At 37.2% G+C, this 12,589-nt stretch carries 10 protein-coding genes; 3 read left to right on the top strand and 7 right to left on the bottom strand.

From position 1 onward, the window contains the following. Nucleotides 1-143: 143 nt before the first annotated feature. Nucleotides 144-1,313: an MFS transporter gene (locus NST21_RS03270; RefSeq protein WP_056522301.1), complete on the bottom strand. Its 1,170-nt coding sequence runs from the start codon at nt 1,311-1,313 to the stop codon at nt 144-146. Nucleotides 1,314-1,839: 526 nt separating this feature from the next. Here NST21_RS03270 and NST21_RS03265 point away from each other — a divergent pair. Continuing rightward, complete coding sequence (locus tag NST21_RS03265; RefSeq protein ID WP_340887707.1) at nt 1,840-2,541, top strand: response regulator transcription factor; 702 nt, start codon at nt 1,840-1,842, stop codon at nt 2,539-2,541. A gap of 5 nt (nt 2,542-2,546) precedes the next feature. Beyond that, nucleotides 2,547-3,986, top strand: a complete 1,440-nt coding sequence (locus NST21_RS03260; RefSeq protein ID WP_340887705.1) for a sensor histidine kinase — start codon at nt 2,547-2,549, stop codon at nt 3,984-3,986. Nucleotides 3,987-4,066: 80 nt separating this feature from the next. Here NST21_RS03260 and NST21_RS03255 read toward each other — a convergent pair whose 3' ends face one another. From NST21_RS03255 to NST21_RS03230, 6 genes are all read right to left on the bottom strand, one after another. Then, nucleotides 4,067-4,420 (bottom strand): YxeA family protein, encoded by a 354-nt coding sequence (locus NST21_RS03255; RefSeq protein WP_252430317.1) that lies wholly within the window; start codon nt 4,418-4,420, stop codon nt 4,067-4,069. Nucleotides 4,421-4,425: 5 nt separating this feature from the next. Further along, on the bottom strand, nt 4,426-6,345 hold the full coding sequence (locus tag NST21_RS03250) for an ABC transporter permease (protein ID WP_340887702.1): 1,920 nt from the start codon (nt 6,343-6,345) through the stop codon (nt 4,426-4,428). Beyond that, the gene (locus tag NST21_RS03245; protein ID WP_053344432.1) at nt 6,332-7,099 is read right to left on the bottom strand and encodes an ABC transporter ATP-binding protein; all 768 of its coding nucleotides are present in this window, start codon (nt 7,097-7,099) and stop codon (nt 6,332-6,334) included. Before NST21_RS03245 ends, NST21_RS03250 begins: the two co-directional genes overlap by 14 nt. Before the next feature lie 135 nt (nt 7,100-7,234). Further along, nucleotides 7,235-8,383 carry a VanZ family protein gene (locus NST21_RS03240; RefSeq protein ID WP_340887701.1) on the bottom strand — a complete coding sequence of 383 codons (1,149 nt, stop codon included), beginning with the start codon at nt 8,381-8,383 and terminating at the stop codon, nt 7,235-7,237. 528 nt (nt 8,384-8,911) lie between these two features. Further along, nucleotides 8,912-9,202, bottom strand: coding sequence for a DUF3817 domain-containing protein (locus NST21_RS03235; protein WP_201222184.1), 291 nt, complete (start codon nt 9,200-9,202; stop codon nt 8,912-8,914). A 636-nt stretch (nt 9,203-9,838) separates the two neighbouring features. Beyond that, complete coding sequence (locus NST21_RS03230) at nt 9,839-10,903, bottom strand: C45 family peptidase (protein WP_340887699.1); 1,065 nt, start codon at nt 10,901-10,903, stop codon at nt 9,839-9,841. A 157-nt stretch (nt 10,904-11,060) separates the two neighbouring features. On the opposite strand from NST21_RS03230, the gene NST21_RS03225 reads away from it, so the two are divergent. Further along, complete coding sequence (locus NST21_RS03225; protein ID WP_056522340.1) at nt 11,061-12,452, top strand: hypothetical protein; 1,392 nt, start codon at nt 11,061-11,063, stop codon at nt 12,450-12,452. The last annotated feature ends 137 nt before the right edge of the window (nt 12,453-12,589 follow it).

Raw genomic sequence — 12,589 nt, 5'->3', positions numbered from 1 at the left:
ACCCTATTTGCAAAATAGGGTTTTTTTGCTCATTTAAATTAAATGTATAATCTCAATTTCGACTGTACGAACTTATTGAAAAAACCTGTAGATTTGCCCGACTTTGGACGATATCTACAGGCTAGTTTAGGGTTGCACATACATCAAACAAATGCTTTAACTTGTTTCGTCTGTGCATGATAAATCTGATAAAGAACCAATGCAAAAACTGAAAGCATAGCTCCTGAAATAAATGGCAAATCTATCGAAATGGAAAATAACCATCCACCTATTGGAGGCCCAGCAATTCTACCGAATGAGTCAAATGAAGAAAGTAAGCCAGTAACACTGCCATGTCCAGTTGTAGAATTTTTGGTCAACAGTGCCGAAATGGCCGGCCGGATGAAACCATTCCCTAATCCGAAAATGGTTAAGAAAACTGCAGATGTCCAGAAATTATTAGAGAACAGTATTAGAATAAATCCAATGGCCGATACGATAATCCCGATTCGGATGACCGCTCCTTCCCCATATTTCTTGGTCATCCTTCCCACTAATCCACCTTGAACAATCGCACTGCCAAATCCCATGATCATAAAGATATAGCCTAATTGTACAAGGCTTATATTAGCCTTTTGAGCTGCGAAATAGGCGAAAGTCGTTTCGAGTCCAGCCATCGAAAGTGTGATTATCAATTGTAGAATAAACATAATACTCAGAGGTCCATTAAAGGCTTTCCACATTGATTCTTCATTTTTCGAATGCTGAGATCTTTTTTCTACTGTAAGTGATTCTTTCAGTATTATAAACACTAAAATTAGAGTAATTAAAGATGAAATTCCAGCAATATAAAAAGGTAAATTCAAACTTGATTTTGAGAAGATACCTCCAATTGCCGGACCAAAGATGAAGCCAAGTCCTGTAGCAGCACCAATGATCCCCATCCCTTTCCCTCGGTCCTCTGGCGTCGTAATATCAGCTACATACGCCATTGCAGTTGGCATGTTAGCAGAGGATAAAACCCCACCAACAATTCTAGCTACGAATAAAACCCATAAAGAATCTGCTGTCGCCATGATGAAAAAAGAAAGCGCTAATCCTGCGATTCCAATCATCATAACAGGCTTACGACCTATTCGGTCTGAGATACGTCCCCACATTGGGGCAAATAATAATTGCATTAACGAATAGACAGCCATTAAAAGACCAAGCTCTGTCGGACTGCCACCCACCTTTTCAGCTAGGAACGGCATTACAGGAATAATAATCCCAAAGCCGACCATCACTAAAAACATGACTAAAAAAAGAACAGGCAACACCTTTTTTGTTTCCATTATTTTTTTCTCCTTTAATTCTTTCACATTTGCTGCATACTTTTTCTAATGATCTTTGATAGAAAATGATTTTGGTCTAGAAAGAATATTATCGAAGACCTAGACTTAATTGCATAGTAAAACATAATAGCTATATCATTATCTACCTTCCAATACTTTAAACAGTTTATCATACAACCTTTACCAAATCAGTATTTAGTACTATCTATATCCACCTCAAATAAATAAGCCTACAACCAGAAACTACCTCATTTAAAACCAAGCCATGATCAGGCCTCTACGTTTTATGGCAACAAGGTCCTGATCCTTACATCGAAAGTACATTTTCTTTTTTAATGGAACCTATGTGCTTTTCTCTACTTTGTTTCGCAGCTTATCTTCGCTATTAAATATAATCTTGAATGAAAAATTATGAAACGGATGCCTAAGACGCCGCTTATTCCAGAAATATCTCTCCCTTCCCCTTATTTTTTGCTACAGGGTACTCTATACTGTAGGTTAAGATTGATGTTTGGGAGGTAGAAGAATGGCTAATGATCAGTGGATTTTAATTATTGACGATGAGGAAGATTTGGCGCGTCTCATGGAGACAGTTTTACATAAAGAAGGTATTACAAATATTGTAACGGCGGGGACCGTTGCGGATGGTTGGGCAAAGTTTCAGGAGTTTAATCCTGCACTTGTATTGCTAGATATTATGCTGCCTGATGGTGAAGGCTATGATTTATGCAAGCAAATTCGTGAAGTATCAAATGTGCCCATTTTATTTATGTCGGCTAAGGATGAGGAAATTGATAAGCTTTTAGGGCTGGCGATAGGTGGGGATGATTATATTACCAAACCATTTAGTCCAAAAGAAGTTGCTTATCGGGTAAAGGCACAGCTGAGACGCGCTGGCTTTTCAGAGGAAAAAGCGGCTCCGAAAAGTTTGCAAGTTGGTCCTTTTGAGCTTAGTGCAAATGAAAAAGAAGTGAAAAAGGATGGCGAAACGATTGAGCTCACAGCTAAAGAAATCGGACTGATGAGCTGTTTTATGCATCACCCGAATCAGATTTTGAGCAAGGAAACTTTGTTTGAACATGTGTGGGGCGATGATTTCTTTGGCTCTGATAATACAGTGATGGTTCATATTCGCCGTTTACGCGAAAAAATTGAGTCAGATCCTTCAAAGCCTTCGTTTTTAATAACAGTTAAAGGGCTTGGTTATAAATTACAATCCAAGGAGTGAGACAAATGAAGTGGAAATTGACACGGCGCTTTTTAGGATCCGTTGTGACAATTGTTGTAATCGTAGGGATTGTAAATACAATTTTACTCCTCTGCTTACTCTTTTATCGAGCCATGCATAATTTTGGGACAGAAGAAGTATCTGCGGAAAACTTTAGCCGAACATTTTCACAATATGTAGAACTACAAGATAACAAACCGATGGTAAATGAAGAAGGGCTGGAAAAACTCCAAGACAATAAGGCCTGGATACAATTTTTGAATAATAAGGGTGAGCAAGTGGCAGCCTTTTATACACCTCAAAATTTGCAAACAGTATATTCTCCTATTGAAATCGTACAAATGTATAAGTATAAAGAAATTGATGCAGAGACGACTGTTTTTGTCGGCGAGGTCCATAATTTCAGCTATTTTGTAGGTGTTAAGGAACAGAAAATAGGTCGCTATGTAATAACCTATGATTATGCTAAAGTTTTTAAATACATTAATATTTTACTTTTACTATTTTTAATCGTCGATATTATAATTGCGTTAGTAATTGGATTTTTATTTGGAAAAAGATTAACTACTCCACTCAACACATTAATAGAAGGAATTCAGCAGCTTCGGGAAAAACGTTTTAAAAAGATGCTTATACCAAAAGGCGTATATGAAGATGTATTTAGCAATATGAATGAACTATCGGTAAAATTAGATCAGTATGAGAAAGAACGTGATCAACTCGACCAAATGCGTGAGGAATGGATTAGCAATGTTTCGCATGATATGAAGACACCACTTGCTTCTATCCATGGGTATGCAGAATTGATAAAAGATAGCTCCACAGATATAACACCACAAGAACTGTATGAGTATACATCTATTATTAATAGACAGTCTAAATATATGAAAGATTTGTTAGATGACCTCAATTTAACGATGCGTTTGCGCAATCAACAACTCCCGTTACAATTTGAAGATGTAAATATTGTTGGGTTTATTCGTGAAATGACGATTGAGCTTTTAAATGATTCATCATTTGGGGATCGACAGGTTGAATTTGAGGCAAATGTGGACAAAGCCATGCATAAAGTGGATAAAAAATTACTGAAAAGGGCGATCTTTAACTTTATCTACAACGCACTTGTGCATAACGATGAAAATGTCGTTGTGAATATTCGAATTGATAATATTTATCTACAGAGTGGACAAGAGCAAAAGTCAAGCAACATATCCACAGCTTCAGTCTTTCATACCCAAATTACCATTGCCGATAATGGCCGCGGTATCCCCTCTAAAGATTTAGAACAGGTTTTTGAACGCTACTACCGAGGTACGAATACTACCAGTACACATGGAACTGGTTTAGGAATGGCGATTGCAAGAGATATTATTCTAGCCCATAATGGGAAAATCGATTTGACTAGCGTTGAAAATAAGGGCACCACCATTACTATTCTTTTATAATGCTAATTATTTTTTTCTTAACAGGCAGAGAAAAGGGCTGTACTCCACTTACTTATTGGAGACAGCCCTTCTTTCATATTTTATTTTTTTTGTGCCTTTTTTGGAATTTCCTCAAATTTCACTTCATCATATGACGATACTTCATCACCATTTTTCACGTACATTTTCAAGTAGGCATCTTTCCGAAGATTTTTTTGTGCAGTGAATTCTAGTGGAATTGTTTCACCATCAGCATTAGTAGCGTCCAGTTTATAAGAGTAGGAGGTCATCACGGTACCATCATCCAGTTTGGTTTCATGCTCTTCCCCATCCTCTGTAATTTGTAAATAATAATTGCTGGCATTCATACGGTTGAAGTCAATATTAGTAAGCGCGAAGGCTCCTACTACTCCTAGCAAAAACAAAATGCCCACTACCATTAAAAATTTTTTCATCTCGATCATCCTTCTGTTTTATTATTTTGTGTGATAATACGATTGTAAGAAGCTACCGTTAAGATATAATACAGACCGTAGATAACTGTATAAGCAATCATCCAGATCATCACGGGTTTTGCAAGGTCCATCATCAGTAAGCTAGAGAAGGCTTTTAAAGCAACAACACTGTGTAATAACCCTACTGTTAGTGGTACGAAGAAGATTACGAATACTTGTGATGCAATGGATTTCCGCATTTCTTTTGCGCTAACGCCCATTTTATGAAGCATATTGTATTGTGATTTATCTTCCTCTGCTTCAGTTAATACTTTAAAATAAATGATACTACCTGTTGCAGCTAAGAATACCAGACCCAGGAAGCTTCCGATAAAGAGCAGTGATCCTACGCCTTCAATGCTTGTCTGAAAATCTTGAGGAGCACTAGAAAATAGCGCTTCTTCAGGTATTTGTTTTGCAATTTTTTTAGATAAATCCGTAGAAGCTTTGTCCACACCAATGACACGATATTTTAGTGCTTCTCCTTCTTTTTGTAATACTTTAAATTGATCATTTGATACCACAACTGCAATACCTGCTGTGCCGGCATTTAAAACTGTTTGCGTTTTATAGCTCTGGAATGTGATTGCAGAGTTGTTTTCTGTCCTGATGGTCTTTCCTTTGTATTTAGGTGAGAATCTTTTGTCATATCCAATATCTAAAATAACCGAATTGTCAGCATTCACATGTAGTTCTTCCTTGTTTTGTACTGCTGCTAATTTGTTATAGGTTTTTTCGTTGATAACCGTATAAATTCTTTTATCTGAGCTATCGAAAACTGATGCCGCGTTTAATTCTTTTGTATTAAATGTGACTGATAGTGCTTCGATATTTTCATCGTACTTTGTATCTGACAATACATTGCTAACTTGTTGATCGCTTTTTGCATCTGTTTGCTGATACATAAAGGTATTCGGATCAGCGGTCATAACTTGGTCGTTTGTGTTGTAATAAAGACCATACACTGCACCGCCTGCTGTTACAGTTGTAGCACTTAACACCGCAATTACAGTCAATGTACGTGCATTACCCCGAATACGATATAGCAGTTGTGAGATCGTCATTATATGAAGACCTTTCCATAGCCATTTTTCATTTTTCTTAATCACAGCTAACACAAAGCCTGTCACACTGTGGAACAATAAAAATGTACCGGCAATTACTGTTGTTAAAATAATGAGTGCTGTCATTAAAAAGCCGACTTTTTGCCACACTTTAGAAGTAAAAAGATCTTGCATCGCCAACCAATAACCGATGGCAATTAGTAATACTCCAAGAATGGCTACAATCATAGATGGCTTCGGAGCAGCTTCCCCTTTTTTCGATGCATGGAATAAATCAATTAGTTTAAATTGATAAATTAAACGATAGCCTTGGAATGATGTCACTAAGAAAATAATAAGAAATACAATAGCGGTATTCAAAGCTGCTGATCCCGAAAATGTAAATGGTGCTATGACATCATAGCCCATTAAATGAATCAAAATCGTCATAAATCCTTTTGAACAAAGGAATCCAAGAACAACCCCCATTACTAATGAAACCAAACCTAATAATAAGTTTTCAAAAAAGAGCATAAAGCCAATTTGACGATTACGTACGCCTAGTAATGCATACAATGCCACTTCTTTTTTACGTTTTTTCATAAAGAATGAATTCGAATATGCGATAAATATGGCAACGAAGAATATTAGAATGACTGCCGCACCACTCATTAGTGAATCTAATTTTTGTGATGACGCCGTTTTTTCTGCAATCGTATCACTATATTTTAATGTCACAAATGTGAAGTAGATGACAATACTAAAAACCATAGATGCGATGTATAAAAAATATTGGGAGAAGTTTCGTGCAATATTTTTTCTCGCTAGACTAAATAACGTCATCTACCTCACCCCCAATTGTTGCAAGGACATCCAAAATCTGTTGGAAGAATGCTTTACGTGTTTGGTCACGACGATAAATTTCTGTTGATAGCGTACCATCCTTGATGAAAATAATACGTCGGCAGAAGCTTGCGGCATATGCATCATGTGTCACCATCATGATGGTAGAATTATTATTTTCATTTAAATTACTTAAGCTTTCCAATAGATTTGTCGCTGATTTTGAGTCAAGTGCACCTGTTGGTTCATCCGCTAGAATCAGTGCAGGTTCTGTCACAAGCGCTCTGGCTGCAGCTGTTCTTTGCTTTTGGCCACCGGAAATTTGGTAAGGATATTTTGCTAGTAAATCTTCAATACCAAATACTTTAGCAATACGATTCACTAAGATATTAATTTCTTTAGCTGGGGTTTTCGCAATCGCCAGTGGTAATAATATATTTTCCTTCACAGTCAATGAGTCGAGCAAATTGTAATCCTGGAAGATGAAACCAAGATTGTCACGTCTGAAATCTGCTAAAGCAGCTTCCTTCAAATCGTGAATACTCGTATCATTCATATAGATTTTCCCTTCAGTTGGTGAATCAATTGTTGCTAACATATTAAGCAAAGTCGATTTCCCCGCTCCAGAAGGCCCCATGATGCCCACAAACTCTCCTTCATGAATGTCAAAAGATACATTTTCTAACGCAGTATAAGCAGCGCTTAATTTACCATATGTTTTTTTAATATTTTCTACTTTTAATAATGGTTCCATGTGTTTCACCTCGTCGTTTTTGCTGATACTTATACTATAAATGCCCATCCTTACAGCATCTTTGTGCCAACCTTACAGCAACCTTAAATCTATAAAAAAAATCGTCTTCTATTGTATAGAAGACGATTTTTTACCTTATTTTTTTCTAGTTGTATACAAATCAGATGCTTCATCGAAGTAGAAACGGCGTTTTTCTTTACCAAATACGACTAACATAACGTGAATGAATAACACGATTGTTAAAGTAACAAAGATGATCCAAGTACCCAGTGTTAAAAATACGGATGACTTATAATAAGGAGAGTCCATTGGTACTTCCATATTATTCAAAGTACTCGCAATCACTGTTATAAAATACATGGCATAAATTGCACCAAAGCGTTTAAACAATCGCTTGTTTGTTTCTGCCCTACATACTTTACTGTCATAGCGAAAGCGCATAATCTTCGTACCAACTGTATGTCCACTCCAATGCAATGGAATGATAAAAAACATTACAAATAATGCAATTGTACTTGCAACAAATTCACTAACCTCATTAACATTGGACATGTTCAAAACAATTTGGATTACAATTTTACATATGAATAAATCAATAATTATTGCTAGCAATACAGACATCTTTTTTACTTCATCATGGGCTAATAGTTTATCTGCTTTCTCCTTAACTTTCTGCTTCGACGGAAATAACGCTAGTACAGCTGGGGCAATGAAGAAGCCGAGTACGCCACCTGAAGTATTCAACATTAAATCATCTACATCAAAAATTCGATAAGCACAATTATAAATGCCATAAATGCCAGTTACCTGTGTTATTTCGTAGAATAGAGTTAATACTAATGTGAAGCCAAGAGCTTTCTTCCAATATTTTTTCTCTTGGAAGAAATAGCGTAAATAAATGCCAAAGGGCAATAATAATAGGAAATTGAAAAACGCTTGATAAAATGAAGGTTGTTTAAATAACTGCATATATGTGCCTGGTTGTGTTAATACAATACCACTGTTCTCAAAGGTATTCGCCACGAATTGAAATGGCACCAGTGAAAAATGCTGTGTATCAGATTTTTGTAACGAACAAGTATCGCGTATTTCCGGCAATGGCAGTAATACTAAAAACAACGCTGATAGAAAATAAAAGATAAATGAAAATGTGATAAATGTAGTAGAAAGTGGCAAGTGATTATATTTTCTATATGTATAAATGAGCCATGGAATAAATAACATAAACACCAATATGGCAAAAAAGATGGCTGCCACATAGATTGGTTGTGTATAGGCTGTCAATTTCTCTCCCTCTTTTCATGAAAATAATTTATGCTCTTCATCCTAACATGCGCTTTTCTCTCAATTATATTTTTTTATAAAATATATAACATATAACTCCTCTGAGCGGCTCTAATATTTCGTCCTCATCAATCATTAAGTTCCAAAGATGTTCATCTAAGATATCTATTTGTTCTTTTAGATAGTCAAATATATTTTGCACTTAAATATCCCTTTTTAACTGTTTCTTGACAATTTTTCCACTTCCTTCTCTGCCCACATCATCTCACCAAATTAACATAGGTTATTATGAGGTTTTAGAAGGACCAACTATTAAGTTAGCTACGGACAAAATGAACGAGATGAAAGCATAAGAGAATCTCATGAAGTGAAAAAACAACTTGCAGCCATTTAACAAAAATATGGGGCAATTTGGATATAACAAAAAGAGTAGCTATGCATTCCAGCTACTCTATCACGTAATTTTTTAATCCAATATGCCATCAAAAAGTCATTTGTTTTGATATAAATTGAATGTTTCTTTATTATTTAACTTTGCTTCAATAGTTTTCGATCAATAACAAAATTCCCAAACGGGATAAATGAAACGATGAAGATCATCGCCATTTTTATAAATGACCATTTTGATTTAATGCTCACATAAAGTAGTAAAAGTCCGAACACGACAAATAGGAAACCATGAATGCTGCCTAAAATGAGTGTTGCTTCTCCAATATCCAATATGTACTTAAAGGGCATACCAATAGCCAGCAATAGAACATATGAGATTCCCTCAATTATTGTAATAAACCGAAACCATCCAAGAGCTGTAGAAAACACTTGTTCATCCCCCTTACTTTTTTTACAAGTACAAATTGATAGGAACGGTTCACATGAAAGGTTTCTATCTACTTCCTACTTTAATTTTCCAGTCTATTTCTCTATCATATTATATTGCTAGCCGCTCCACTAATAAATAGTATCCATGATTTCTTAGGTCTAGAATAAACAAACAAAGTCCAGTCCAAAGACTGAGCCTAAGTGTTTTCTAACAGCTTCAAAAGAAGCTTTCTAATCGGACTAGTTTAAATGAAAAACCCAATCCTCCACCTCTAGTGTATGTAGCAAAATACTCCCAATTAACAATTTAAAATTTTTCAGTTTTATTTTTTAACCAAGAAGGCTCAATAGTTCTCTCTGGATCACCTTCTTTACTTTTTCGAGTATAAAATGCCCCCAATTACGAGTATTTAATTCCAAATCCTTTGCAATTCTGTTTAAAAACGATTACTGTTCCTTTAACGATACGTAAATAATTTTCAAGATTACATAAGCCTTACTTACCGTTTAAAACCAAATCCTTTCTCTACAGCAATCACTGTTTTTGTCCATCTAATTCTCTAATCATAAAAATTCCCAGTCTTCAGCTTTGTCACAACACTCAAGCTATATTATCTGAATTTCCAAAGGGAGCGATCAATTCCGAAACCAATTTGCCCCCTCATCCATATGTACAAATGGAATATCCGTATCAATTACACCTCTAATTCGGTCTAACTCAACATCTTCTCCTTCGAGCCATTTCGCAAAATCTATTGAAGTAGGTTCCTGGTTCCCTCCCAAGGCCATCCAAGCTTTCATGTCCTTAGGTAAATAAGCGGATGTATGAATCGTTCCCGCCCAGCTGCTATATAAATCTGAGAAGACACCTTGGTTGGTATCATTAAACAATCTATAAGCATCGTAGGCAGATGAAAGTTTCCCTTCATTACCTTGTATAATTTCCAATCGGCGTTTCGAATCTATAAGATGGTTACGATTTTCATTTTTCATGATTTCAAAGTGATTGGTACAGGCATTTGACCTGCGCACCTCTACATTTCTCGGAGAGGTTTCCACAATATAGGTATCACCACTTTTATCGTAGACAACGTAAGTGAATGAATGCCGATGTGGGATTTCCTTCAACATCGCGACCGCTTCCTGAACGTTCGCACAAGATTCTACAATCAATCTACCAATCATACAACAAATGAATCCATCTCCTGGATTCTTTCGATTCATAAAGTTATATCCAACCACTAGCCCTTTTTCATTCATGCCATCCATCCGTCCAGTCCCACGTTGACTTGGACCAATGCTAGCATAGCCCTGATCGGTTGGTTGAAATAGGACGTAGCGTCCCTCATATGTCTTTGGGTGGTAATCATAATTACGAATGAAATAATTCTCACCTGTCATAATGGAACATCCCGAACGAACATAATCCAATCGGTACCCTCCAAACTCCTGCAACACACGTTCAATTGGCCATTTCAGCGCTTCCTGCAAGCCAAGTAATTCTTCCCACACACCAGGGGCAAATTGTGTAATCGCTTTCTTGACCTCTTCTTCTTCAACCGTAAACCGTGGCTGCCTAATCTTCCACTGATCTTCACGATTTTTTACCGTTAGTGAATCTTTTAACTCCTCACCTTGCATGTATCCAAACTCATAATGTGTACCCCGAAATTGTATAATATTACTATATATTTGTTTCACGACTTATCCCTCATTTACAGTAATGGCCATTCAAATTAAGGATACTTGATGTATTGTTGAAAATAAAGAAGATAAGCCTTTAAATTTATGAAACAACTCACCACCCCGATCTCCCCTCATAATCTGTAACTAGGCACATTTATGAGGGGGACGGATCATGGAGATGGAATTGACGGCACTCCATTGGATTTATGTTGTATTTATTGCATTGATAATCGGGTTTATGGTAAAACGTCGTGATACTACCCTCATTTGCATAATTGGAATTTTCCTTTTGGCTTTAGTTGCTACTGGCAGTTTAGCCTCATCCATAAGCGGGATATTTAACAGCTTCATTTTCGCAATCACGGAATTAATGTCCACGATATTAATCATTTCAATCATAGTCGCTATGAGCACGGTTTTAACGAAGTCTGGAATTAATGATGTCATGATCGCACCATTTGCTAAATTCATTAAAAATCCTACACTTGCCTTTTGGATAATCGGAATCGTCATGATGATCATATCCTGGTTTTTCTGGCCCTCACCGGCTGTTGCCTTACTTGGGGCGGTTATGCTCCCCGTTGCATTACGGGCTGGTTTACCTGCTCTCGGTGTGGCGATGGCGATGAACCTTTTTGGTCACGGAATAGCATTGTCAGGGGATTTCATCATTCAAGCTGCACCTAAACTGACGGCGGATGCCGCTTCGATACCAGTCGGTGATGTTATCGCTGCGAGCATTCCCCTTGTCATCACAATGGGCGTCGTCACCACCCTCTCCGCCTTTATCCTCTTGAAGCGGGATATGAAACTTGGAAGAATCAAGGCGGAGGATAATGAAGGTATCGTCCAAGATCAAACATTTAGTGAAGATCTGCTCACACTGGCACAAAAGAAGTTTTTTGCAGTCTTCATTCCGATCGCATTTCTGTTGGATGTTGTGGCATTATCGATTTTAAAGTTACAAGGGGGAGATGCAACCGCATTGGTTGGCGGTACTGCCGTTTTCATTTTGCTGATTTTATCCCTTGTCGCACATAAACAACAAGGACTTGAAAAATCAACGGCCTATTTAATTCAGGGATTTCAATTTGGATTCAAAGTATTCGGACCCGTCATTCCAATCGCTGCATTCTTCTATTTAGGTGATTCTGGCTTCAACCAAATCATCGGTGACTATTTACCAAAAACGTCTCTCGGCATTGTCAATGATCTCGGTGCCGCCTTAGCAGCCTCCGTACCTTTAACGAAAGAAATAGCCGCCGTCACATTAACGGGCATCGGTGCCATCACTGGCCTCGATGGGTCGGGATTTTCAGGAATCTCTTTAGCAGGATCGGTTGCCAAACTATTTGGAACAGCCATCGGAAGCGGAACCGCCACCTTGACTGCACTTGGGCAAATAACTGCGATTTGGGTTGGCGGAGGCACTTTGATTCCATGGGCCCTCATCCCAGCCGCTGCAATATGTAATGTTAGTCCCTTCGAACTTGCGCGCCGGAATCTGTTACCGGTAACCATTGGTTTAGTGGTCACTACAATAGTTGCGATGTTTCTCATATAACTTTTTAAGCAGGCAATGTGCTTGGGTATAAAAAAACGAAAACGGCATTTGATGATCTAGATTTGAATGTGTGAAGAAATCCCCATATGAAAAAGGACTGAAAAAATCAGTCCTTTTTACATTTTAGATAAAAATCG

Origin of the sequence: Peribacillus sp. FSL K6-1552 (genome assembly GCF_038005205.1) — a bacterium.
In the GTDB taxonomy this organism is placed as follows: domain Bacteria; phylum Bacillota; class Bacilli; order Bacillales; family DSM-1321; genus Peribacillus; species Peribacillus butanolivorans.
The sequence above is the reverse complement of the archived record's forward strand: the minus strand, read 5'-3'. Positions and strand labels throughout refer to the sequence as shown.